Source organism: Acetobacterium carbinolicum (genome assembly GCF_047456275.1).
Classification (GTDB): Bacteria; Bacillota; Clostridia; order Eubacteriales; family Eubacteriaceae; genus Acetobacterium; species Acetobacterium carbinolicum.
The window spans coordinates 1,041,903-1,067,543 of sequence record NZ_CP173357.1 but is presented as its reverse complement, the minus strand read 5'-3'; the positions used below and the strand labels follow the sequence as shown (position 1 = coordinate 1,067,543).

Genomic DNA, 25,641 nt, shown 5'->3' with positions numbered 1-25,641 from the left:
GCTATCTTTATTCTTTTATTATTTCTTAAGTCCGACAATATCGCTTTACTAGAAAAAAGCAATCTGATTTGACGCCGGCAACTGATTTAAGCACCCCTGTTTTTCCAGCGTTTCAATGACCGATTTGCTGATCTTGGTGCGGTTCTGCAAGTCCTCCCGGGACATGTAGGGGCGAAGTTGAGCTTCTTCATAAATGCGCTGGGCGGCCTTGTCGCCAATCCCTTCCAGGGCGTTGAGTGGTGGCAGCAACGTATCGCCAATGATCCGAAACTGGTTAAAATGGGACTCGTAGACATCGACATTTTTAAAGCTGTAGCCGCGGCACATCATTTCATGGGCAATCTCCAGCACCGTTAAGAGTGACTTTTCTTTGTTGGAGGCCTTCGTCCCCAGTTCTTTAATCTGATTCATCCGATCCACAATCACACCTTTTCCCTGACTGGTGAGCTGAGCATCAAACTCACTGGCCCGTACTGAAAAGTAGGTGGCATAATAGGCCAGCGGGTAATAAACCTTGTACCAGGCAATCCGAAAAGCCATTGTAACATAAGCGGCTGCATGAGCCTTGGGAAACATGTACTTGATTTTTTTACAAGAATCAATATACCACCCCGGCACCTTGTTCTTTTTCATGTCATCTTCCCATTCTGGCTTTAGTCCCTTCCCTTTACGCACCGCTTCCATAATCGTAAAGGCGGTTTTGGCTTCTAACCCGGCATAAATCAGATAAATCATAATATCATCGCGGGTACAAATGGCCTCTTTGATGGTAGCCTTCTTATCCCTTATCAAGTCCTGAGCGTTATTTAACCACACATCGGTTCCATGGGATAATCCGGAAATCCGGATCAGATCAGAAAAGGCTGTCGGTTTGGTGTCTAAAAGCATTTCCCGAACAAAACTGGTCCCAAATTCAGGAATCCCACAAACCCCCAATGGTGACTCAAAATCATTATCTTTTAAATCCAGAGCTTTGGTGGAGGTGAATAAGCTCATCGTTCTTTCGTCGTCCAGAGGAATCCCAACCGGATCGATGCCCGTAAAATCCTTAAGCATTTTGAGCATGGTGGGATCATCATGGCCCAGAATATCTAGCTTTAGCAAACGGCCACTGATCGACTCGTAGGCAAAATGGGTGGTAACGGTATCGCTTTCGGTATCATCTGCCGGACGTTGTACTGGGCAGAAATCATAGATATCCTTATAGGTTGGCACGACCATAATCCCCCCGGGATGCTGACCTGTGGTTTTTTTGACTCCCGCACAGCACGAAATCACCCGTTCCAGTTCGGCTCGGGTCGCTTTGATTTCTTTTTCGTCATAGTAGTTTTTGACAAACCCAAAGGCGGTCTTTTCAGCAATGGTGGAAATCGTTCCGGCCCGAAAAACCTTGCCCTTGCCAAAGAGTACCTCAGTATAGCGATGCGCTTCAGCCTGGTTCTCGCCGGAAAAATTAAGGTCGATATCGGGTTCTTTATCACCTTCAAAGCCCAAGAAGGTTTCAAAGGGAATATCGAAGCCATCTTTATCAAGCTTGGCACCACAATGGGGACAATTGGCATCTTTTAAATCCGGTCCCACCCCAACCTCGGTGCTGTTGAAAAACTCGGAATGTTTACAACTGGGGCAACGGTAGTGAGGGGCTAGCGGATTCACCTCCGTAATTCCGCACAGGGTGGCCACAAAGGAAGACCCCACCGAACCCCGGGAGCCCACCAGATAGCCGTCTTCCATGGAATGGTAAACCAGCTTCTGGGCAATCAGATAAAGAACCGAGTAGCCGTTTCCGATAATCGAATCCAATTCTTTTTTAATCCGTTTTTCGACCAGTTCAGGCAGCGGTTGACCAAAAAGCTCTCTGGCCCGACCTTCCACCATTTCACGGATTTCTTCGTCGGACCCTTCAATGACTGGCGGATAGGTGCCATCAGGAATCGGCAGCACTTCTTCAATCATCGTACCAATTATGCGGGGATTATCAATCACCACTTCGCGGGCGGTTTTCTCATCCAGGTAGTCAAATTCATTAAGCATTTCCTGGGTGGTCCGATAATAAAGCGGCGGCTGTTTGCTGGCATCCTTGAAACCTTGACCGGTCATCAAAATTTCCCGGTAAAGGGAATCTTCCTGATTGACAAAATGGACATCGCCCGTCGCCACTACCGGCTTATTCAAACTTTTGCCAAGCTCAATAATCCGCAGATTAATTTTTTTTAAAGCCTCCTGATCCGGCACACTGTTATTGTCAATCAGGTACTGATTGTTTCCCAGTGGTTGGATTTCCAGATAGTCATAAAAGCTGGCGATCTGCTGAATTTCATCCTGCGACTTGTTATGAACCAGGGCTGAATACAATTCTCCCGCTTCGCAGGCCGAGCCCAACAAGAGGTTTTCGCGGTTTTCCGCCAGTAAAGACTTAGGAATACGCGGTTTTTTATAAAAATAATTCAGATGTGATTCGGAAACGAGGCGATACAAATCCTTGATTCCTGCCTGATTTTTGGCATAAATAATAATATGATTTGTGGCATTAAGGCGAATACTTCGTTCCCGACTGGACAGGGTGTTAAGGGTCTGGATCGAGGTACAACCTTTTTTCTCAGCCAGATCCAGAAGCTTGACAAACACCTTGGCCGAGGCGGCGGCGTCATCAAGGGCCCGGTGATGATTTTGAATCGCAATTTTAAAATAAGAGCAAAGTTTTTTTAAGTTATGCCGGGTAATCTGGGTTAGCAGACACCGGGACATCGCCAGGGTATCAACGGCCGTATTTTCGCGGTTGATGCCGTGGTCGGCTAAAGCTTTGTTTAAAAAGCTCATATCAAAAGCAGCATTGTGGGCCACCAGAATGGTCTCGCCAGCAAACTCCAGAAACTGCTCCAACGCCTCCCGCTCTTCCATCCCATCAGCCACCATTTGATTGGTAATATTGGTCAGATTAGTAATGAATGCCGGTATTTCACAATGGGGATTCACCAACGTCGAAAAGCTATTGACAATTTGTTTATTCTTAATCCGCACCGCAGCAATTTCAATAATCTTGTGGTTTCCCGGCACCAGACCGGTCGTTTCTAAATCAAAAAAAGTAAATTCGCCGCAGAAATCCTGATCCTGATCGCCATAAACCATGTTTAGCTGATCTTCAACCAGATAACCTTCGACCCCATAGAGCACCTTGATTTTTTTCTTTCGTCCCAGTTCCATCATTTCCGGATAAGCCTGTAGCACTCCGTGATCAGTAATGCCAATGATGTCATGTCCAAAATTAGAAGCCTGCTTCATAATCTGCTCGACCTTACTGACCGCATCCATGGCACTGAATTGACTATGTAGATGAAGCTCCACCCGCTTGACCGGGGCATCATCGGTTTTAATGGTTTCTTTGGAAAGGTTGATATTGCGGGGATAAAACATCATTTCCTGAGAATATTCGTCATAATTAATCTTACCTTCTACCAGATACCAACCGCCTTCTTTAATGCCGGCAATGACTTCTTCTTTGTCGGTAAAGATTTTACAGGTGATACTGTTGGTATTGTCGGTAATATTAAAGGTCAGCAGGGTCTTATTGTTTTTTAGCGGCCGCGTATTGACCCCAAAAACCCAGCCCTTAATAACCAGACTTTTACCTTCGGATTCGCCATTGATATTAAAATCGACATTTTTAAGCCATTCCCAGGTATGGGTTATCTTTTTTCCGGTGACCACATCCCCCGGTTTTTCAGCCTTGGGAAGCTTGGCCTGGTTGGAGCCATTCGCTGATCCACTTGAACTGGGACTAACCGGCTTAATGGCAGCCAATCGTTTTTCCAGATCCTGCTGACTTTTTTGGGCCACTGAATCATCATCGGTGAAACGCACCACCAATTCGGCTTCCAGACCATAGTGTTCGGCGATTAATCGCTTGAAACGACTGGAAAAAATCGCCAGTGCTTCGCCATCCAGTTCACCAGTGGATCGTCCCCTGACATAAAAGGTATTGCCTTCGGCAATCAAGGTATTAATGAGTAGGATGTTGGTAATCTTTTGATTGATCCCCACCAGTAGCTGACAGACCCCTTTGCTATCGGTGGCCAACAGATGCTTACCATCCTGATATTTAAGGGGTGCAACCTCAACTTGCAAGGCTTTTGCATAATCAAAAATTTCCTGCATTGCGGTTTTTATAAATTCGGTATCGGTTTGTTTTTTAGGACTTGAAAATTTAAAAATCAATTCCTCTTTAGCGGAATTGATTTTTATACTATCGGTGATCAGATGATAGTCTGCTATTATTTTCTTAAATCGTTCTTGTCGTCGGGTTAAAATACTCAAAGATCTCGCCTCACATTTTTTCTATTTCTTCTAATAATACCGAGATGATTTCATCCTCGGCAATGCTTTTTATAATTTCACCCTTTTTAAATAGCACCGCCTTATTTTTTCCCCCGGCAATGCCAATATCAGCCGCCTTGCCTTCGCCGGGACCATTCACAATACACCCCATCACAGCCACCCGGAGGTCTTTTTCAACCGTTCTCAGCTGCCGGTCGATTTCTTTAGCAATGCCGATTAAATCAATTTCGGTACGACCACAGGTGGGACAGGAGATAACTTCCACCCGGGGTCGTCGACCACTGTAAAGACCGATGCCGCTAAGAATATCGCGAGCCACATCAATTTCTTCGAGCGGATCGCCAGTTATCGACACGCGCAGCGTATCCCCTAACCCATCTAGTAGCAGATAGCCGATGCCCATCGCCGATTTAACGGCTGAGCTTCGCAGGATTCCAGCCTCGGTGATCCCCAGATGCAAGGGGTAATCATACTTTTGTGAAAATTGTTCATAAGACGCGATGGTAAACCGGACATCTGAAGCCTTCATTGAAACCACGATGTTATCAAAGCCGGCATCTTCTAAAATTCGGATGTGCCGTACCGCTGATTCGACCATCCCGGCCGGGGTAGCTCGACCCTTATTTTTGGCTAGAATTTCTTTTTCCAGGGAGCCGGCATTCACCCCAATTCGAATCGGAATGCCGCGTTCGGTCGCCATCGCAACAATTTCCCGAATGCCTTTTTCCGAACCAATATTACCCGGATTAATGCGCAACTTATCAACCCCATTTTCCATAGCGGTCAGGGCTAGTTGATAGTCAAAGTGAATATCAGCCACCAGCGGAATATGAATTCCTTTTTTTATCTCAGTAATAGCCTGGGCCGCCGCTTCATCAGGAACTGCGACCCGGACAATCTCACACCCGGCGGCTTCCAGAGCCGTAATCTGAGCAATTGTTGCAACACTGTTTCGGGTATCGGTATTGGTCATTGACTGGATGGCAATGGGATTTTCTCCGCCAATGGCAGTTGCTCCAATCCTCACCACCCGGGTTTCTTTTCGTTTTTTCACATCGTTCTCCTATGCTGCCAGCCGCATAATATCATTCACAGCAATCAGGACCGCCAGGGCAATCAGGGCAATAAATCCAAAGTAGTTAATTTTTAATTCCCATTCCGGACTGAGTTTCCGACGCACCACCATTTCAATCAGGAGGATAAAAATTCGACCACCATCCAGGGCTGGCAGTGGAAACAGGTTGATAATCCCCAAATTGACACTTAACATGGCGGTAAAGGCCAGCAAAATAACCAACCCGCTTTGCAAAAAGGTATCGACCATCGATACCATTCCAATCGGCCCAGCCAGCTGATCCAAGCCCACCTGACCCGTAAACAACATCCCGAAGCTCTGAAAAATCAGACCGGAAAACCGCCAGGTATTTAAAAAGGCGGTACCTATGGCGTCAAAGATGTTGGTGTGACCGGTAAATAAGGCCACCACAATCAGACAGACAAGGGCAAAGATAATGTTCATGGCCGAACCGGCCACTAACACCAGCAGCTTTTCACCCCGGCTTTTTGCTTCAAAGCTGCGGGGATCGATGGGGATATTGGGATCTTTAGGAAGCAGGTTGCCTTCTTCATCAAATGCTGGCTCTTCGCCCCGCATTTTGCAAAATCCCCCGACTGGAAAGGCTCGAACGGTAAATAGTGTTTCTTTACCTTGTTTACTAAATAATTTTGGTCCCATACCGATAGCAAATTCTTCGACGAAGATGCCAGTTTTTTTTGCCACCATAAAATGTCCCAGCTCATGAACAATCACTAAGACACACAAAATAAGCAATGTAATAAGGATCGTATATAAATTCAAATTTTCACCTACGCGATGCCAATGGTTAATTTGGCAAAAATATAAATAAGAGGAATGATAAAGAGGATGCTGTCAAAGCGATCCAAAATTCCACCATGACCGGGCAAAATGGTGCCAAAATCTTTTATTTTGGCTTTGCGCTTGATCATCGATGCTGTCAAATCCCCGCATTGTCCGGCAATGCTTCCAAAAACGCCAACAATCAGGTATAAATACCAGGGCAAAACAAAACTAAAGTAAGAACTTAAAATGGTTCCATAAAGGATGGTACTCAGTGCCGCAACAATGACTCCGCCAACCGATCCGGCGATGGTTTTTTTGGGGCTGATCAGGGGCGCAATCTTTCTGTTGCCGATGGATTTCCCAATAAAATAGGCTGCCGTATCGGTTGTGAACGCGATCACAAAAATCAGCCACATATAGTAGGCGCCTTTGTTGACAGTTTCAAAAAGAAACAGATGACCAAACATAATCGGTACATATATGAGCCCCATCAAAGTGGCACTACCGCGCGAAATCTCAACATTTCCCGATAAAATTTCGTAACAGAAAATAATAATAAAGGCTACCAGCAAAACCGGCATCAGAAAATAATAATCCAATTTGATGGTCACCATTAGCATAATCGACAAAATAATCATCAGAAAGACATTAATTCTAGGGTGAATCATTTTGTTGACAGCTCGGGTATACTCCATCGTCCCGACAAAAGCCAGAAAGGACACACCAATGACCAGGATAAATCCCCCTGTATACAAAATAATAATGAGCAGCGGCAGACCAATAACCCCGGTCCAGATTCGGGTTTTCATGGAACTCTTTTCAGCCCGTCTGCTCGCACCTCTTAATCGTTCCGCCCGGCGGCTCTCCAAACTGCTACTCGGCCGATCCATAACGACGATTCCTTCTCTGATAATTTGCGATCATTTCATAATAATTTGCGACTTCAAAGTCTGGCCAATAAATGTCGGTAAACATAAATTCGCAGTAGGCCATCTGCCATAGCATAAAATTGCTCAGCCGACTTTCCCCACCGGTTCGAATCAGCAGATCCGGATCAGGCTGACCTTTGGTATAAAGATGCGCGCTGATCTGGGCTTCGCTCACCGCTTCCGGGCTTATCCCCAGGGCCATAAGGCCCTTCACGGCTTGGACAATTTCGTCTCTGCTCCCGTAGTTCAGGGCAATATTAAGTACCAGGCCAGTGTTTTTAGCGGTGGTGTCCATGGCTTTCACAGCGGCTTCCCGAACTTTTTTTGTTAACCCGTTCATGTCTCCAATGACGTTGATTTTGACATTGTTTTCATGTAATTCCCCAACTTCTTTATGGAAATACTCAACCGCAATATTCATCAACCCCGTGACTTCTTCGGGACTCCGTTTCCAATTTTCAGTGGAAAAAGCATACATCGTAATTATCTTTATGCCGACATCTGAGGATGCCCGGACAATTTTTTTCAATGTCTTCATGCCGGCATTATGGCCAAATAAACGGGGTCGATTTTTTGCTTTTGCCCAACGGCCGTTTCCATCCATGATTATGGCTATATGCTCAGGCAGATTATCTTTATCTAACTGACTTGTCATATTGCACCCCACTCTCTATTGTATTTGCGCATTTTTTTCACTCTTTTCTTCTTTCAATATTATATGCTATTTTTTAAGATTTGTAAATTCTATCACCAGGGGATACCTTGAAACAAGCTTTATTTAAGACTCAATTTATCCGAACTGCAAATCGTGTCCAGCCAAACACGCCAAAAAAGGAAAAACCTCAGGCATAGCCTGAGGTCCCCCTGGAAATTATTGTGAAAATGAGAATTATTGTTATCAATATAACATCTTTCTATCAAAAAGTAAACGATTAAACAAAAATTAATTTATTTTTATTTTGGTTAAGGTTAGCTTTAATCATTTTAACGTTCCGTGTAGACCAATGTCTGTTACTTACTTAAATTAAGCATGCATCCTGTCCCTAAAATTATTTTTTAGTAAGTGAAAGATAGCGGTAAAGGGTGGGGACCGAAACGCCCATGCACTTGGCCAGATACCAGATGGTTCCCTTAACCGAAAATGTTCCCATTTCATCCAGTTTCCCCACCAGCTCGACTTTTTCATCCTTGGATAAGAGTTTTAGTTTTTTAAGCAAATCCTGGGAAATATGATTGAGATTATTATCCACCAGTTCTTTTACATCAATATTTATTTTTTCGGGTCCTTTTTCCTTTTGTTCATTTTCAACCAGTGGCGGACGGATCATCTTGTCTAAAAGATCCCGGGCGGCAATGAGTTCATGACTATCCGAATTGATACAGATCATGCCAATCAGAACGTCATTTTCGTCCTTGATAAACCAGGACGCCGATTTGATCGATTCTTTTTTCTTGAATTTTTTGGGATCATTATTCATATAGGGTACTTTTTTATGCACCTCACTGCGAAGAATTCTTAAGTTTGTTTCCGTAATCGGATCGCCAACCTTTCGTCCGCTGATCTGCCCATTGCGTATGGCGACCACCGAATGATGCCAGTCGGTCATATCATGGAGAACAACTTCCGTATTTTCTCCCATAAATTCTGCTAAAAAATCCACCAGGGTCACATAGTTCTCCAGTTTTTTATTCACAATATCCCTCTCTTTATTTGATTGGCCAGAAAGATACCCATGGTCATCTGTCGTAACAAGATGGCCATGGGTTCCTTATTATCACTATTTTTTTAAGTCCTGGCGTTTTATTTAGCTGCAATCGCTTCAATTTCAAAGCGGGCAGCCTTGGGTAAAGCAGCTACCTGCACACAGGATCGAGCCGGATACTCAGCCTGACCTTCAAAAAAAGCGGCGTAAATATCATTAACCATGGCAAAGTCTGCCATATCAGCCAAAAATATCGTCGTTTTAACGATATCCTGTCGACTAAACCCAGCTTCTTCTAAAACAGCGTTTAAATTGTCCAAACCTCTTTGGGCCTGCTTTGCGACGCCATTCTCCAACTCACCAGTTTCAGGGATCAGTCCTAACTGACCTGAGGTATACAGGGTCTCTCCAACTAAGTACGCATGGGAATAAGGTCCCACTGCAGCCGGTGCCTTGTCGGCGATGATAGCTTTTTTATTCATAATGATCTCCTTAATTATTTACTAAGCCAATACAAACTTCTCAATGGCATGGGCAACCCCATCCTCATAGAAGGGTAGCGTAACATGGTTGGCCATGGCTTTAATTTCCTCTGACGCATTCCCCATGGCAACACTGAGGCCGGCAAACTCCAACATCCGCAGATCGTTGTCGCTGTCTCCGATTGCCATTACATTTCCCGGTGCTAATTTTAAGATCCGACAAAGCTGTTTTAACCCATCGCCCTTATTGGCCGAACGATGATTGACCTCAATGTTGTTTGAAATCGCTTTGGTCAGCGTCACACCATGAATTTGAGAAAACTTCTGCCAGAGCACCCGCAGGTTATTGTCACTGAGCAAAGGAATATTAATTTTTTCGATTTCGGAAGCATGTTCCGTAGTAAAATCCAACACATTATCAACGGCTCTGGCATTGCTGCGAATAAAGGCAATCAGATCCTTTGACAATTCATTCCGATCACCAATCATATCAAAATAACGGCGCTCACCGTAGGATTGGCCCTGATAATAAACCTCACAAAATAAGTTTCGGCGGGTCAGTGTCTTCATAATCTTTTTGACGCTGCCAGACCCCAGATAGTTGCTGCTGATCACTTCTTTGGTACTTAAATTGGTTACCGCCGCCCCATTCGAGGTCACGGCATAATTAATTCCCGGAATACTCACCACCGATTCCGGCAATTGACCCAAGATCCGTCCTGTCGATGGAACCACATGAATGCCTTTGGCTATGGCCTTAGCCAGAACAATTCGGGTTCTTTCTGAAATTGACATATAATCCTTTTGTAGCGTAGTCCCGTCCATATCCAGTGCGATTAGTTTTATATCCATGGTTTACCCCATTTCTTATTCTTTATATTTTTTAACTCGATGTGACTCATTCGTTTAACATAAGGATAGTTTAACATAAGAACATCAGTTTTTCATCAGGTAAGCCTTTACAGTTTTTTAAATTGTTTGTTTTGCACCATTACGTTAATCTTTCTTTTTTTAAAACTTGAACTGGTTTATCCGAAAAGGTCAGGATAATATCGGCTAAGTGCCTGATCTCATCTTCTTGATGACTGACAAAGATCACCGTTCGTTTGTTCTGCTCCCAAATTTTTAAAAAGTCATCCATCAGCCGGTTTTTTAGTGAACTGTCGAGACTGCTAAATGGTTCATCCATCAATAGTAATTCGGAAGGATATAGAAAGGCCCGGGCAATGGATACCCGCTGACGCATGCCACCGCTGAGCTCGTGGGGATAATAGTCCCCAACGGTAGTCAAACCAACGCGTTCCAGCATGGCATCAATCTCACGTTCATGGGAGCCAGGTTTTTTAATCGCCCTTGCTTTAAAAACAAAGCGCAGATTCTCCCGGACCGTTCGCCAGGGCAGCAGCCGTGGTTCCTGAAAAATATAGGAGATTGCCTGGGGATTAATGCCTTCAATGGTTCCCCGATCGGGCTGCTCCAAGCCACCGCAAAGATTAAGCAAGGTCGTTTTTCCGGCTCCGGAAGGTCCCAGAATGCCCGTGATTTTATTTTTTTCAAATACCAGATTAAAGTCTTTAAAAATAGTCTCTTGCCCATATTTTTTACCGAGGTCTTTTATGATAATGGACATTGACTGCCTCCCTTTTGACGATTTCCGATCACATAGAGCGTCATCTTTTCAATGGCAAGGCTGCAGATCACAATCACCAGGGTCCAGGAAAAAAGCAAATCGGTTTCCAGATAAATTTTTGCGTAATACAGATTCATCCCGATAGACGGCAAGGCATTGGCCAAAACCTCGGCGGTGACGGTAACCTTCCACCCCAAACCGATGGCGCTCATCAGCGCGGATACTGCATAGGGTTTTATCGATGGCACATAAATATCGCGGATTATTTTAGATTGCTCCACATTATAAATTTTTGCCATCTGCAGCAACTTGTGATCGGTGCTTCTCACCCCTTGCACCACATTTGTCCAGGTCACCGGGAAGCAGACCAGAAAGGTAACCACCAGCGGTACCAAACCAGAGGCGATCCATAAGTTGATTAGAATAATCACCGAAACCACCGGTAGCGACTTGATGGTACTGACAAAGGGATTCATGATTCCATAAAAGGGTTTGTTGAGCCCCCCAGCCAAACCCAGCACCAGACCCAGTACCACTGAAATAAAAACCCCGCCAAATACTCGGAGCAAGGTGACCCCGATGCTCACAAAAAACTCAAAATCCCCAGCCAGGGTTATCACACCTTTCAGGGTTTTAAGCGGCGATGGCAGCACCAGTGGGCTGTCTACCCACCGGGCTGCCAAGGCCCAGAGGAGCACCCAGAAAAAGGCCACTCCAATCTTGCTGATCCATTTCGTTTTATTTTGGTTATTTTCCAAGAACGTAGAAATCTTCACCAGGAACTTTTCCTCCCACAGCCTTTGGTTCAAATCCGGCTAATATGGTATAGTACTCATTTAAAGATTGCTGTGCCTCTTTAACCGGAATGAAGACGATATTACAATTTGGAATCGCTTTTTCTGCCAATGCTGCGTCGGCCATAATCCCTGCGGCCACAATATTTTTTGCCCCCTCAGCGGGATCGTCATTCACTGTCTTGACGGATGCTTCATAGGCTTCCATAAACTGCTTTAGCACCTGGGGATTGGTTTCTGCCCATTCCTTATTAACAACGACGGCTGTCATTTGCAATTGCGAACCGTTACTGGCTTCTGCCCAGGCTTTTGATAGATCCACTGCTATTTTGATTGTCGGTTTCTTTGCTGTAACGGTGGTCACAAATGGTTCCGGCAGCATGGCAATCGTAGCCTGTCCGGCAACTAATTGAGCCACTGCTTCACTGTGCTCAGCCACATAATTAATCGTGATGTCTACACCTGGGGTCAATCCATTTTTCTCCAGTAAATAGTTGAGCACATATTCCGGTGTCGATCCCTGGCCACTGGCCACAATGGTCTTTCCTTTTAAGTCGGCGATGCTGGTAACGCCAGCGGTTTCATCGGCCACAATATAAAGCACTCCCAGGGTATTGACTGATCCCAGAACGACCTGACCTTCAGTTTTATTAAACAGCACGGCGGCTAAATTACTGGGCAGTGCGGCAATTTGGTATTCGCCACTGATGACACTGGCTGTCAACTGATCCGGAGCACCGGCCACCGTGAATTCGGTGGTGACATTTTCGCCCAGATCCACACCATTAACAATCATTTCTGCCATGCCCATACCGGTTGGTCCAGCCAAGGTGCCAACTTTCACGGTTTGCCGTTCTGCCGGTTTTGCCTGGCAAGCGGTAAAGCTAAAAATCATCACCATGATTAAACCCATCAGGATCACTAATTTTTTCATCTTGTTTTCTCTTTTCATCTTTTCTTCCTTTTCATTTGATTCCAGCCAGAAATAATTTTTCTGTCTGGTAAGCGGTATTCGTTTCAATCGTAATCATTCTAACACGCAAATAGTTTATTTGAAAGAAGAACAAGGTGGAAATATTCGACTTTGTCGTTAAGCGCTTCGCGAAGTATCGCCATCTTTTTCATTTGATGAAACGACTGCTCGTCTTAATAAACCTATTCGCAAGCCATGCTTTTTTATTCCCGAATCATCCTCTTTTAAACGATTATTTCAAGTTACATCTAAGGTAATCACTGGCTAATTATGATATAATTCAGGTTAGAAACTTGCGCGTCTGAGAACCTGTTTTTAGACCTATTAAATATCCGAGGAGATTCCATGAAACGAAAAATGAAACCCTACCTGATTATTTTTAGTATCGTGATGTTGATGCTTTCTTTGTCGGTACCTACCCTGGCAAATGAATCCATTCAAACTGATACTCTTTCTAATTCCAGTGAAATGAGTGTGAACAATCAAATGAACATTAACACCTTGTCCGAACTTCCTGATCTGGAAAGTGACGACAATACAAGTCAGCAGATCGTTATTATTTACAGAGATTCAAGTCCCCTTAATGTTAAGAGCCTGTCATTATCCACTAATGCGGTCGCTAAAGGAGAAACCGTATCTGATCGGGTCGATATTCTGGAGGTAAAAAGCGATGTCGATGTTGATGCATTGATTAAAACGATCAGTGAGAACCCCAATGTTTTAGCAGTTGATCGCAATGATACGCTAAAAACCTATTCGCTCCCCAATGATCCTTATGTTACCGATGGCAAAGCGTGGCAGTTTCAAAGCATCGGCACCGATAAAACCTGGGACCAAGTCTCAAATGCCAAAACCGTTGGCGTCGCGGTTTTAGACACCGGACTCAATACCAATCACCCCGATCTGACTGGCCGCATTATTGCCGGTTATGACTATGTCACCAAAAGTAGCACTGTTTTAGATCAGGACGGTCACGGAACCCTGGTTAGCGGTTTTATTGCCGCTACTGCTAATAATGGCATTGGACTCTCTGGTGTGGCCGGAACGGCCAATGTAAAAATTGCCCCCTATCGGGTCGGTGCCAAAGGCCTCTCGGTTGCCAATATCTGCGCTGCCCTGATGGATGCTGCTGATCGTTCCGACATCAAAGTCATTAACATGAGCTATGGTGGTTATGATTACAACAACAGCGAAGCGGCTGCTATTCAATATGCCAAAGACAGAGGTAAGGTGCTGGTGGCCTCCTCAGGAAATGAGGGCGAAGCAAATGATCCCAAAACCGGATTGTCATCTTACCCCGCTTCTTACGACGGCGTCATTTCGGTGGCGGCAACCACCCGTTTCAATGACCGGGCCGCCTTTTCTCAGTATAACACGATGGTCGATCTGGCTGCTCCCGGAGAAGATGTTTACACGACTTCTATTGATGGCGACTATATAAATGATAGTGGCACCTCTTTCGCTTCTCCCATCGTTGCCGGTGCCTGTGGGGTCTTACTGGCCGCCAATGGGAGCTTAAATGCCGACCAGGTGGAAGCCGCACTGACTTCCACTGCTCTGGATCTTGGTGTTCCAGGGAAAGATGATTATTTTGGCTATGGCTTGATCCAATTGGATCGCGCTCTTGCAACGGTAATAGCTGATAAATCATTAACCGCCTTATATAAAACCCATATTCAAAACCTTGGTTGGGAAGACGTGTTTAAACGAAACGGTGAACTCAGCGGCACCTCGGGTTTAGGTTACCGTTTGGAGGCGATTCAGATTGCCTTGGATAATCCCGGTTATGACGTCGGCGTAACCTATCGAACCCATATCCAGGATGTGGGCTGGCAGGAATGGCGCAATAACGGTGATCTCAGTGGCACTTCTGGAGCTGGTCTTCGCCTGGAAGCGATAGAGATTAATCTAACCGGTCCCGATGCTGATCAATTTGATATTTATTACCGTACCCATGTTGAAAATTTGGGCTGGTTGAGTTGGGCGGCTAATGGCGAACAATCCGGTAGCTCCGGCTACGGCTACCGGCTCGAAAGCATTGAAATTATGACCTTACCCAAAGGGAGCACCTTTAATACCTCCGGTGACGCGTTTATCGTCAACCCGACCTGATTTTAAGCGCTCCCCCCCCCTTAATCTCTAATTGAGTTAATAAATTTAAAGCCGACAGGAAATGTCTATTTCCAGTCGGCTTTTTTGATTCGATTTTATTCGATTGATTTAAGTGATTCCACCATGCTGATCCGTTTAATAATTGGCGTCATCAGAATATTGACGATAAAGGTAAAGGCCAGCGTAAAGACCACCGAGTAAATAAAGCTGGTGGGCTCAATGCCCCGGGCAAACATGGCAATATCTGTTTCGACGGTGTTAATAATAAAGCCATTAAGTAAAACGCCTAAAAACAGACCCACGATGATTCCGATCACCGATAAAACAACATTCTCCCTGAAAATGTACTTATACACCTCCATATCATAAAACCCCAGAACCCGAATGGTGGCAATTTCTCGAACCCGTTCGGAAATATTGATATTGGTCAGGTTATAAAGCACCACCGCTGCCAGGGCTCCGGCCGAAAGCAGCATCACGACGACGACAATGCTCAAGCTGCTGATGCTGTCAGCCGATGATTTTACAATATTTCCGGTAAAGTTTACTGCTACCACCCCATCTCTGGCCAGCCAGTCACTGGCAATGGCATCTTCCAGATCGGTGTTGGCATCGGGAATATTAACATAAGCCATATTAACCATCAGCTCTTTTCCAAAGGCTTCTTCATAAACTGCTGGCGATAAATAAAGATAATTTTCGAGATAGTTTTCAGTAATCGCTCCTAATACCACTTCATGGCTTTCGTCCTCATTGTAGACCCGGATGGTATCGCCCACCTTCAGTCCCAGACTGCCGGCAACTTTTTCTGATAAAACGGCACCCACCTCTTCTAAATTTATCGCTTCTGCTGATTTTCTGTTTTGCAAATGAATAAACGTATTAATCTGCTCCGCTGTTTCCGGCACAAACAGATAGGCCGCTTTGCCGTTACCCGTTCCGGTTTTTTCAACGGTCATCTTGGCTTGATGGGCCAACATATTTTCACTAAAGCGGGGATCATTCTCTAATATTTTTTTGAAGTCCGCCTTTTCAACTAGGGTTTCTTCATTTTTTAACGCCATGTAACCATCAAAAACCGTAATGTTCTCAAACTGTCGGGGAATCATCGCGAAAATCGCATCCTGAAGCCCGAAGCCAGCCAGAATCAGAGCGGTACATCCGGCGATCCCAATCACGGTCATAAAAAACCGACCCTTATAACGCAGTAGGTTACGGGCAGTGACCTTCTCAATAAAGCCCAGCCGTTTCCAGATAAAGGGAATACTCTCAAGGAAAATCCGTTTTCCAATCTTTGGTGCCTTGGGACGCATCAACTCTGAAGGGTGTTCTTTGAGCTCGTAATAGGTAACGATCACAGCTGCCACCACGGTACCGGAAATCGCAATCAAGCAAGAAATTAAAAGCGGTATCCATGGCGGTGCAATAATTAAATCCGGCACCTGATAAAGCAAACCATAGGCTCCGGCGATTAAATACGGCAATGTATTGATACCGACAATCAGTCCAATCACCGAGCCGATACTGCCAGCTAATAAGGCATAAACAAAAAACTTCGAACCGATCTGATCATGGCGGTAACCCAATGCTTTAAGCGTACCAATCTGGGTGCGCTGCTCTTCCACCATCCGGGTCATCGTGGTAAAGGAAACCAGGGCAGCTACCAGTAGAAAAATCAGTGGAAACACGCCGGAAATATTATCAATCCGCTTTGCGTCTTCACCGTAACTGGTATAACCGGGATTGTCGTCACGGTTATACAGATACCATTTTCCAAACTCCAAATCATTAATTTTAGCTTCGGCCTTTGCTAAATCATTAGCGGCGTTGGCCAGTTCGGCTTCGCCCTCTGCCCGTTTCATTGCCAACTGGGCTTCCCCATCGCGGAGTTTCACCCATCCTTCATCCAATTGATTCTGGGACGCAATCAGGGTACTGCGTCCTTCTTCCCGGCCGGCTTCAAAGGCCGCAACTCCAGCGCTTAATTGGTTTTTACTATCAGCCAGGCGAGCCCATCCTGCTGATAACTGATTCTCGCCGTCAATAGCAGCTTGGGCCAGAGCGGCTTCGGCCTGGGGCAGGGTTGTTTCCAACTCAGCCAGTTGATTTTTCATTCCGGTCAGTTGGGCAGAAAAATCATAAATCGCTTCAATCCCCTGGTTGATCTGCTCTTTTGCGGCGTAAACCTGGGCTAAACCTGCTTCAACCTCAATAATCCGGCTGTTGATTTCATTCAACTGAGCTTCCAGTTCCGCCAGTTGGGCCGGATAATCCGGGTCAGTCGGATCCAGACTCTGAATCTGGGCTTCGACTGCCGCGCTTTGGACCTCCAGATCTGCCCGTGCTGACTCACCCTGGGCAATCTGGTTTTCCAGCTCCGCCAACTGGGCTTCCAGCTCCGGTAACTGACCGGAGGGGTCCTGAGTTTCCATTTTAGCAATTCCGTTTCTTAAGTCGGTGATTCCCTGGCGCAGGGTTTCCAACTTTTCCTCACCATTTGCCAGCTCCTGTTTTAAGGTGTCAGCCCCACGAATCAGATCTGCCTCACCTTGAATGATCTGATTCTTGGCATCGGCAAGTTGGGCCTGTGTCTGGGCAATCATGGTGTTATACTCGTTCCAGCCAGCACTGAGGGCGGCCTCGCCGTTAATTAACTGGTTTTTGGCATCATTCAAACTGGCCTCGCCCTGAGCCATCCCGTCATTAAACTGGGTCACCCCATCGTTGTACTTGGCCCGACCCTTATCCAGTTCTACCTGAGCTTTAGCCAAAATATCATCGTGATTGATTCCCAGCTGCAAAATACCCAGGGCTTCCAATTGTTTCTCCAGGAACCCAATGGCTTCTTCGTATTCAGTTGAAAAGGGATCAACATGGTCGGCAGTGGCCTGTGATAAGAGATAAACCTCAGTATACCGTTCAAAGACAAAGTTTTCTGCGGGAATAAAGCTATAATAATCGACTTCGCCCCGGCCAACCGAGGTGCTGCCGCGCTCAATCGACACATACTGGGGCGATCTAACAAAACCAACAATTGTGAAGGTATCCCGTTTGATCGAATCAGATAGTGCTTTATCGCCAACCTCCGAGGATAGCTTGATCGTTTCACCCAGTTGGTAAGTATAACTGGAAGCACCCATGCCCTTAGCTTCCTGAGGCTGTTCCAACAACAGTTCGTCTTCATTTTCCGGCAGGCGCCCTGCCACCAGCAGTGGTTGATTCAGGGCCTGGTCTTCATTATAGGCCATCAATTTGATCACAGGGCGTTTATCGCCCCGCTCAATAATGACATCCGCCGAATAGCCGGGCATCACCGTCGCCACGCCTGGAGAATTTTTAATCGCGTCCACATCCGCCGGCAAAAAACCATAGGTCGAGACTAGACGCATGTCCATCAGTTGCTGGTTTTGATAGTACTGACTGACTGTATATTTCATGCTGGGGCCGGTTGTTTTAACCCCTACAAAAAAGCAGATGCCTAGAGCAATGATCGCAACGATCGATAAGAAACGGTTTTTTGATTTTTTGATTTCTCTGAATGTGTCTTTTTGCAATGCTTTCATTAATGTATCCTTTTAAATAAAATTGCTGGTCATTGGTTGCCAATAACCGCGCGGTAATGACCCGAGAGCTGTTTTCCCGGCTATGCCTAAAACAAGGTTTTTTATATTTTATCATGCTTTTATTAATAAAACACCCATTCCCGGTTAAATAATTCAGTCTGTCACGAAATCTCTCACACTATGCTGATCGCTTCGTTTAAGGTAATCAATCCGATTACCTTTTCCTTAACCGGGACGCCAGTTAATTCGGTCAGGGCCTTTGCATACAGATTGATCTGAATTTCGTAACCTCTAAGTACTTGCTCCCGTTGCTGGGGATCTTTAAAATAATCTGTCTTATAGTCGATAATAACCCATTTTTGGTCTTCCATAAAGGCACAATCAATGATCCCTTGAACGATGATCTTTTCGCGAATGTCCGTCCATTCTAACCGGATTTCAGCCGGATCGTAAGCATAGTTAAAGGGGATCTCACGCCTGATTTTTTCGGCCGATAATAACCTAATCCCCAGAGCAGAGGTATAAAAGCTGATCAGTTTATCGACACTAATGGTTCTGGCCAAGGCTGCCGGCAAAAATTCTTTGTGAATCAGGGTCTCAATCTGATTAACCAGATACTTTTTAAGAAACAACGGCAAAGCGGCTTGTCCACTACTAAACAGTTCCTCCCGGATCGGTTTTAAATCGACCACTTCCATTAAAAGATGAAGGGCCGAGCCCCGTTGAGCGGCGGTGAAATCGGTCTGTTTTTGTTCTAAAAACTTGGGCTTCTCCTGCTTTTTAGAAAGCTTTCTGATTTTTTCCTGCTGACGCGTCAAATCAGCTTTTTGATAATCTTTAATTTCGGTCACACTCATCTTACTGGGAAGTTCATTCTCTGCTTTGACTGGATATAAAAAATTAAGTCGCTGGAAAATCGCCTCCCGATCAGCCTGAGAAATACTGGTTGTCAACTTTTCCGGTGCTGCGGCAGGTGTTTCCATCTCCGGATCAATTGCCTGTAACTCATTCGCCGGGTCCTTCCGATCTTCTCTTTCCAGCGCCTGTTTTTCCGTGAATTGAGTCCCCCGATGATAAGCAATCGTAAAATCTGCTAACTCCGGATTCGTCTCACTGGGGTCCCGCCCAGCCAATACCCCCATCATCACCCAGTCAAGTAAGCTGGCGGCATTAAGGAGGTGATACTCGTCCGGTTCATTATGCCATTTTTGCTTGGCTTTGTCATGATTTTTTACGGTCCCGACAATCACCAGCTTTTCTTCAGCCCGGGTCATCCCGACATAAAGCAGGCGCATTTCTTCGGAAAGCATTTCTTGATTGCTCTGGGCCTTGCAGACCTCTTTAGCCAATGAATTATGCTTATACCGTTTTTCCAGATTAACATAGTCCGGACAAATTCCCAGATCCTTATGGAATAACACCTGGGCGTAATTGCTGCGCTTATTAAAACCCTTACCGGTACCAGAAAGAATGACAATCGGAAATTCGAGCCCCTTGCTTTTATGGATAGTCATCAGTCGCACCACCGTCTCTTGATTACTGACCATCGCCGGGGGCGAAATATCCTGCTTGTGCTTTTTCATGTTTTCGACAAAGCGAATAAATTGATACAGCCCTTTAAGGGTGGATTTTTTATAGTCACCGGCCCGCTTAAGCAGGATTCGCAAATTACACTGTCGCTGTTCGCCGCCAGGTAGAGCTCCCACAAAGGCATAATAGCCGGATTCCAGATAGATTTTCCAGAGAAAATCTTCCACTGGCATGAGCTTGGATTGATTTCGCCAAGCCGTCAGTTTTTGATAAAAACGGCCCAGCTTTTTAGACAGTTCATCGCACTCGAGCTGGCAATAGCTTTCCACCGCCTGATAAAAAAATCCCTGCGGGTGAGCAATTCGCAACCGGGTGCATTCAGTAGTGGAAAAATTGCCCATCGGCGAGGTCATAATACTTAACAGCGGCAGGTCCTGATGCTGGTTATCCATCAGGTTAAGCAGGTTTAGGATCATGGTAATTTCTAGCGACTCATAGTAATTAGTGCCACCATCAAAATAGGTAGGAATCCCCATTTCACTAAACACCTTGAGATAAACATCTCCGCGTCCGGCCACACTGCGCATCAACACCCCAAAATCACCATAGTTGATCGCCCGCTCCTGATTGTTTCGGGTATCAAAAAAAGTTGTTCCCACCAGAGACTGAATTTTTTCAGCCACAAATCGGGCTTCAATTTCAACTGCGGTTAGATCTTCCTGCTCCTGTTCCTCAAACGCCTGAAGCTCTCCCGCTTCCTGTTTTTGCTCTTCAATGATATGGATCTCAGTTTTTTGATAGGGTCCGTCATGGGGCAGACCCTTGTTAAGCCGAGCCTGTTCGTCATAATTGATTTCCCCCAGTCCGACACTCATGATTTTCTCAAAGATAGCATTAACACTGTTAACCACCCCCTGGGCGGAACGGAAATTCTGATTGAGGGTCACCAGGCTGTTATTGAGGTTTTCATCCTTGCCAAAGCTTTTATACTTGCCAATAAAGATGGTCGGGTCGGCCAGCCGAAAGCGGTAAATGCTTTGCTTAACATCCCCGACCATAAAATAATTATTATCCCGAACAATCCGCTTTAGGATGGTTTCCTGCATTTCGTTGGTGTCCTGATACTCATCCAGAAAAATATAGCGATACCGGGCGCGAACCTCATCGGCCACCTCCGGATCTCCTAAAATTTTTAGTGTCAGCTGTTCCAGGTCATTGTAATCAACCAGATTTTTCTGAGCTTTTTTCGCCTGAAAGGCAGTCCAGAATTTCTGAGTCAGTAAAACCAGATCGGCCATCGGTTTTTTTAGGCTATTAAGCTCCTGGACCATCTCATCGATATTGATGGCAAATCGTTTTTGTAGTTTGACCATACTGGTTTTGGCTTCATCACGATATTTTTTGATCAGCTCATTCAGCTCTTTATCTTGCTTGGCCGCTCCTTTAAAGCGCTCGTAACTTAGCGATTTCAAGGCTTCCAATCCCTGCACCAGATCGGTGCTGATCGTTTTTTCCAGCGCTTTAAGCATCTGCACTTCGCTTTTGCTCTGCTCATGGGTTTTCTCAAAACCAACAGCAGTGCTTAAGTTCCTGGCTTCGATGGCTGCATCGATGGCTCCCTGAAGCTCAGTCTCAATTATTTTTTTTAAGGCACATCCCCACACTGAATCTTCCAGGCTTTTGACATCGCAATCAAACAGCAACAAGGCCTGATTGCTCCAATTTTCCGGGTTTGGCTGGGTGGCCAGAAAGCGATATAAGGTTTCAACGGTGTCTTTTAAGGCCTGATCATTTTTATTACCACTATATTTTTCAATTAGATCCAGAAAATCGAGGGACTGTTCGTTTTTATTCCGACTCAGTTCGGACTCTTCCTCACTATTTTGCGCCATATTTTTATTTGCACTATTTTCATTCGTGATGGCCTGCTGGTATTCGTCTTCAAAAACCTCTTCCAGCGTTTCTTTAAGCATCAGCGCGATTTCAGTATCGTTGCCAATGGCAAAGCCAGGATCAATGTCACCCTTATGAAAATACTGGCGTAAAATACCAAGGCAAAAAGAATGAAGGGTGGAAATGGAGGCCCCCCCTAAAATATTTAATTGCTTCATTAAAAAGCTGCGATCATTTTCCGGGTTTTCCAGTTCTTTGGCCAGCGCCTGACTGAGGCGATTCTTCATTTCTCCGGCTGCTCCCCGGGTAAAGGTCAGAATCAGCAGCTCATCGACGCCCACCTTTTCTTCCCGGATAATGCGAATAATTCGCTCAATCAGCAGGGCTGTTTTACCGGATCCGGCGGCGGCCGATACGAGCATGTTGGTTTCACGGTTTTTTATCGCTTTTAACTGATCACTGGTCCATTTCATCGGTTTCTCCTTCCTCGATTAACGTAAAAAACTGATCTTTCTTCATTGCTGCTTTCAGTACCTCATAACCACCCCGGATGATTGCGTCATCAAACTGACAGATGCCCTTATAATCACAATACTGGCAGGCATAGTCATGGCCTTTTTTATAAGGCCGGACTTTAATATCACCCTCGTAAATGCTTTTGATCTGACGAACCACGGTTTTTCGGACATAGTCGATGATGCCTTCAAATTCCTCCCGACTTAGCTTAAATTCCGATCGATAAACCGGCAAAATGTCCGACGTTTTGGAATCGGCATCATGATCCATGGCAGCGATGACCATTTCGTCATCGAGAAGCAGACCATTGAGTTTAAAGGACTTATTGATCGCCGCCTGAACATTCTCGCCAAAATCCAATCGCGGCATCGGATCATCAACATAAAAGTAGAAGGTTCCACCCGGCAGAATATCCTCGGCATCAATAACTGTCATGGCCCCATCCAGATAGACCAGCAATTGGAGCGAAAGGCCATAATAAATATCATCATAACCCAACTTTTTACTCCCGGTTTTATAGTCGATGACCTTAACCCAGGTTTGACCATCTTTTTCATAGAGGTCCAGCCGGTCAATTTTCCCATAGATCTTCACTTCTCCCAGTTTCGCATCCGGCAGACTTAATTCCTGTTCAAAGCAGAACTCAGTGGCCTGGGGTTCAAAATCCCCGGCACACAGTTGGGCAACCAGGATATCAACAGACTTTTTGCCAACCCGTTCCAGTTTTTTCCCCAGGTACTGGTTTTGTCCGGTGCTGTTAAAGACATTGGTTTTTATCTGCGGCAGACAGCTTTCCATGACCCCTTCTAGCAGTGTATCCCGTCGCTCTTTAGGCAGGGTCCGCAGGTCCAGTTTTTGGTCATGAACTTCCCGGAAAAAGCCGTCGATCAGTTCATGGAGCAAGGTTCCGATTTCGGGCGCGGCAATAGTATAAATGGGCCGGCTCTCAGGTTTTAAGCCATATCTGACATAGTGGGAAAAAGGGCATTGGCGGTGGGTTTCCAACCGGGTAATACTGGTGCGCAAGTTTTTGCCGTAAAGAACGGTAGCCTCCGCACCGGTCATGGCCTGCGAAACCCCGGCATAGTTTAGGGCCTCCGTCAGATTGCCGATGATTTGCTGGTAGTCCGGGTTGTTTTGATACCAGTGCTGCACTTCGGCCCATAGCGCCTCTTCCTGCTGCTGCGCCGAATCGGCTTCAGATCGACTGTTACGCAGGTGGCTAATCAGATGCCAGAGGGTCGCATCAGGCGTACTGAGGGTATTCCAGAATGCTGCCACCCCATCGTTAAGAGTTGACAAAATCTTTAGTGACGGGAAGATCATAAGCATCTGGCTCAGTAGAATGCTGGGCTGCTGACTGTTGCCTTCCATATCGGCTAACGCCCAATAAAGGGCCAACCGGGATTTGGGCTTCGATAAGAGATCATAAACCAGAAACCGTTCCTGATCCATTTGAAAGCTGCGATTGTTTTGCAGCCTGATCTGGTGAGCGCCCAGTATCTGCCGTTCCAAATCTGAGAAAAGGTTGGGCTCGGTGCCGGTTCCCGGGATTTTCCCTTCGTTTAAGCCAAAAACAATCAGTACCTCAAAGGCTGAGCTGCGGCTCCTGCGTAAATCGGTAATACTGACATAATCCCGATAAGGCGGGATGATTCCCAGCCGATAGCCCTGAAAACCACTTTTTAGAATCCGCAAATATTCTTCGGTCGTGGCTTCATCATTTCCCATCGTTTCAACAATCTGATCAAAAACTTCCATTAAAATGTTCCAGATCTGGTGGTAGAGTTCCATCGCTTCATAATTGCCGGATTCTGACAACTGTTCCACCAGATCCTCAATTTTTTCCGGGGTTTCGATGGCCACCAGAAATTCATAGAGGGCTTTGGTATAATCCTGACAGGTTCTACCCGCCTTCATCACAGCTTTTAGCTGAATCAGCGGCGTGATCAGTTTAAGGCGCAGGGCATTAAGACGACCCAGCTCCAGGGCCGGGTTCTGGCTGAGCTTGGTGAATTCCTTTTCCCATTGTTTACCCCGGATGCCAAACTCCAGGGCATAGTTTTCCAGATCTTCGCATTCAGACAAGGTAATCGGTGAAAAGCCGGTCTTAACAAAACCAAAAACATCATCAAGCCGATAATGATTCTGGATCGCTTCCAAAGCGGTTACCACTGCTTCAACCAGATGGTTATCCCCAATGGCACGCAGATCATCCATAAAATAAGGGATTTTATACTGGGAGAATATACGCTTAATGATGCTCCCGTATTCATCCAGATTTCCGGCTAGCACCACCATATCCCGAAAGGACAACCCTTCTTCTCGAACCAGGGTCAGAATCTTGCGCGCGCCCATTTCAACCTCTTCCCAGGTATTCTGACATTGCGTCAGGCTGATCTGATTGACTGCGTGTTGATATTCCACCTTGGGATAAGCAAAGAGATTGGTCTCCAGATGAGCAAGCTCCGGACTTTTTTGATTTTGCTGATTTTGATTGGTGATTTTTTCCAGTTTAAATGACACCTGCGCTCTGGCTCCAATTTCTTTGATGGACGCCATGGTATTGGCTGTTAATAAAAAAACTTCCTGGTCCCGTGCTGATGGGTTCGGGTCCCACGGTAGGGCAATATGGATTTCCTTAACCGTATCGACCAGATTTGCAATCATGCGATAATCCTGGGCTGAAAAATTCTGAAACCCATCCATCCAGATTTCACTGTTCTTGAGAAATTCTGCCGAAGCGATCTTTTCATTGACGAAATTACGAAAGTCTTCTTCATCTTTACGGTCAGTTCCCAGTAATTCCTGAAAATGGGTGTAAATCTTTATTACATCGCCTAATTTTTGGGGCATGATGCCGTGACCTAGCGTCTTTCTGGTTTCTTCCAAATTTTTTGGAGCAATCTCATTTTGTTTGAGTTCACCAATCAAATCTGAAATACTCGCAAGAAAACCAGGTTTTTTAATGCTGGAACGATAAATGGTCAATTGTTCCTGAATATCCCCCATGGTTTTTTGCAGCAGCATATTTTTCCCATGACTGTCCATATAGGTCTTGGCAAGCCCGCCGGTTTCCTGGAGCACCCGATTTCCCAGCCGCTTAGGGCTCAACACCTCGACATCAAGTAGCCCTACTAAGCGATTGGACTTCATCAGCGCTTCTTCAGCCCCCAGGGTAAACTGTTCCGGAACCATTAAATAGAGTTTTTCTTTGCCTGCATCCAGGGCCGCACCAATCTGGTGATAGACCGTCTCACTCAACACCTGAGATTGCCGGCCAACGATCATTGTAATTCCCATCCGTTTTTCCTTTCTGC

General features: G+C 45.6%; 15 protein-coding genes. 1 reads left to right on the top strand and 14 read right to left on the bottom strand.

Going from position 1 to position 25,641, the window contains the following annotated elements; translation table 11 throughout:
- Positions 1-48 precede the first annotated feature (48 nt).
- The 11 genes from ACIZ62_RS05000 to ACIZ62_RS04950 all read right to left on the bottom strand — a co-directional run bounded on the left by ACIZ62_RS05000 (position 49) and on the right by ACIZ62_RS04950 (position 12,686).
- Positions 49-4,314 carry a PolC-type DNA polymerase III gene (locus ACIZ62_RS05000; RefSeq protein ID WP_111887683.1) on the bottom strand — a complete coding sequence of 1,422 codons (4,266 nt, stop codon included), beginning with the start codon at positions 4,312-4,314 and terminating at the stop codon, positions 49-51.
- Positions 4,315-4,324: 10 nt separating this feature from the next.
- The gene (gene ispG / locus ACIZ62_RS04995) at positions 4,325-5,389 is read right to left on the bottom strand and encodes a flavodoxin-dependent (E)-4-hydroxy-3-methylbut-2-enyl-diphosphate synthase (protein ID WP_111887684.1); all 1,065 of its coding nucleotides are present in this window, start codon (positions 5,387-5,389) and stop codon (positions 4,325-4,327) included.
- Positions 5,390-5,398: 9 nt separating this feature from the next.
- Positions 5,399-6,193: a M50 family metallopeptidase gene (locus ACIZ62_RS04990; RefSeq protein ID WP_111887685.1), complete on the bottom strand. Its 795-nt coding sequence runs from the start codon at positions 6,191-6,193 to the stop codon at positions 5,399-5,401.
- An 8-nt stretch (positions 6,194-6,201) separates the two neighbouring features.
- On the bottom strand, positions 6,202-7,086 hold the full coding sequence (locus ACIZ62_RS04985; protein WP_111887686.1) for a phosphatidate cytidylyltransferase: 885 nt from the start codon (positions 7,084-7,086) through the stop codon (positions 6,202-6,204).
- Positions 7,070-7,780, bottom strand: coding sequence for an isoprenyl transferase (locus tag ACIZ62_RS04980; protein WP_111887687.1), 711 nt, complete (start codon positions 7,778-7,780; stop codon positions 7,070-7,072). Before ACIZ62_RS04980 ends, ACIZ62_RS04985 begins: the two co-directional genes overlap by 17 nt.
- Positions 7,781-8,174: 394 nt before the next feature.
- On the bottom strand, positions 8,175-8,819 hold the full coding sequence (locus ACIZ62_RS04975) for a transcriptional regulator (RefSeq protein ID WP_111887688.1): 645 nt from the start codon (positions 8,817-8,819) through the stop codon (positions 8,175-8,177).
- Positions 8,820-8,926: 107 nt separating this feature from the next.
- On the bottom strand, positions 8,927-9,310 hold the full coding sequence (locus ACIZ62_RS04970; RefSeq protein WP_111887689.1) for a Rid family detoxifying hydrolase: 384 nt from the start codon (positions 9,308-9,310) through the stop codon (positions 8,927-8,929).
- 21 nt (positions 9,311-9,331) lie between these two features.
- The gene (locus ACIZ62_RS04965; RefSeq protein ID WP_111887690.1) at positions 9,332-10,162 is read right to left on the bottom strand and encodes a Cof-type HAD-IIB family hydrolase; all 831 of its coding nucleotides are present in this window, start codon (positions 10,160-10,162) and stop codon (positions 9,332-9,334) included.
- A gap of 139 nt (positions 10,163-10,301) precedes the next feature.
- Positions 10,302-10,940 carry an ABC transporter ATP-binding protein gene (locus ACIZ62_RS04960; RefSeq protein ID WP_111887691.1) on the bottom strand — a complete coding sequence of 213 codons (639 nt, stop codon included), beginning with the start codon at positions 10,938-10,940 and terminating at the stop codon, positions 10,302-10,304.
- On the bottom strand, positions 10,925-11,716 hold the full coding sequence (locus tag ACIZ62_RS04955; protein WP_111887692.1) for an ABC transporter permease: 792 nt from the start codon (positions 11,714-11,716) through the stop codon (positions 10,925-10,927). Before ACIZ62_RS04955 ends, ACIZ62_RS04960 begins: the two co-directional genes overlap by 16 nt.
- Positions 11,688-12,686, bottom strand: a complete 999-nt coding sequence (locus tag ACIZ62_RS04950) for an ABC transporter substrate-binding protein (protein WP_111887693.1) — start codon at positions 12,684-12,686, stop codon at positions 11,688-11,690. The genes ACIZ62_RS04955 and ACIZ62_RS04950 overlap by 29 nt, the downstream gene beginning before the upstream one ends.
- A gap of 366 nt (positions 12,687-13,052) precedes the next feature.
- Between ACIZ62_RS04950 and ACIZ62_RS04945 the strand changes: the two genes are divergently transcribed.
- Entirely contained in the window at positions 13,053-14,819 is a 1,767-nt protein-coding gene (locus tag ACIZ62_RS04945; RefSeq protein WP_111887694.1) for a S8 family serine peptidase, read from the top strand.
- Positions 14,820-14,914: 95 nt separating this feature from the next.
- Here ACIZ62_RS04945 and ACIZ62_RS04940 read toward each other — a convergent pair whose 3' ends face one another.
- The 3 genes from ACIZ62_RS04940 to ACIZ62_RS04930 all read right to left on the bottom strand — a co-directional run bounded on the left by ACIZ62_RS04940 (position 14,915) and on the right by ACIZ62_RS04930 (position 25,624).
- Positions 14,915-18,382 carry an FtsX-like permease family protein gene (locus ACIZ62_RS04940; RefSeq protein WP_414151344.1) on the bottom strand — a complete coding sequence of 1,156 codons (3,468 nt, stop codon included), beginning with the start codon at positions 18,380-18,382 and terminating at the stop codon, positions 14,915-14,917.
- Positions 18,383-18,555: 173 nt separating this feature from the next.
- A complete protein-coding gene (gene addA / locus ACIZ62_RS04935) occupies positions 18,556-22,278 on the bottom strand; it encodes a helicase-exonuclease AddAB subunit AddA (RefSeq protein WP_414151343.1) in 3,723 nt (1,240 codons plus the stop codon).
- On the bottom strand, positions 22,262-25,624 hold the full coding sequence (locus ACIZ62_RS04930) for a PD-(D/E)XK nuclease family protein (RefSeq protein WP_414151342.1): 3,363 nt from the start codon (positions 25,622-25,624) through the stop codon (positions 22,262-22,264). The genes addA and ACIZ62_RS04930 overlap by 17 nt, the downstream gene beginning before the upstream one ends.
- Positions 25,625-25,641: the final 17 nt, after the last annotated feature.

What these genes read in the sequence shown, in the direction of transcription:
- ACIZ62_RS04960 (WP_111887691.1), bottom strand. Translation starts at nt 10,940, where the DNA reads ATGTCCATTATCATAAAAGACCTCGGTAAAAAATATGGGCAAGAGACT.
- ACIZ62_RS04945 (WP_111887694.1), top strand. Translation starts at nt 13,053, where the DNA reads ATGAAACGAAAAATGAAACCCTACCTGATTATTTTTAGTATCGTGATG.
- ACIZ62_RS04980 (WP_111887687.1), bottom strand. Translation starts at nt 7,780, where the DNA reads ATGACAAGTCAGTTAGATAAAGATAATCTGCCTGAGCATATAGCCATA.
- ACIZ62_RS04930 (WP_414151342.1), bottom strand. Translation starts at nt 25,624, where the DNA reads ATGGGAATTACAATGATCGTTGGCCGGCAATCTCAGGTGTTGAGTGAG.
- ACIZ62_RS04965 (WP_111887690.1), bottom strand. Translation starts at nt 10,162, where the DNA reads ATGGATATAAAACTAATCGCACTGGATATGGACGGGACTACGCTACAA.
- ACIZ62_RS04950 (WP_111887693.1), bottom strand. Translation starts at nt 12,686, where the DNA reads ATGAAAAGAGAAAACAAGATGAAAAAATTAGTGATCCTGATGGGTTTA.
- ACIZ62_RS04985 (WP_111887686.1), bottom strand. Translation starts at nt 7,086, where the DNA reads ATGGATCGGCCGAGTAGCAGTTTGGAGAGCCGCCGGGCGGAACGATTA.
- addA (WP_414151343.1), bottom strand. Translation starts at nt 22,278, where the DNA reads ATGAAATGGACCAGTGATCAGTTAAAAGCGATAAAAAACCGTGAAACC.
- ACIZ62_RS04970 (WP_111887689.1), bottom strand. Translation starts at nt 9,310, where the DNA reads ATGAATAAAAAAGCTATCATCGCCGACAAGGCACCGGCTGCAGTGGGA.
- ACIZ62_RS04940 (WP_414151344.1), bottom strand. Translation starts at nt 18,382, where the DNA reads ATGAAAGCATTGCAAAAAGACACATTCAGAGAAATCAAAAAATCAAAA.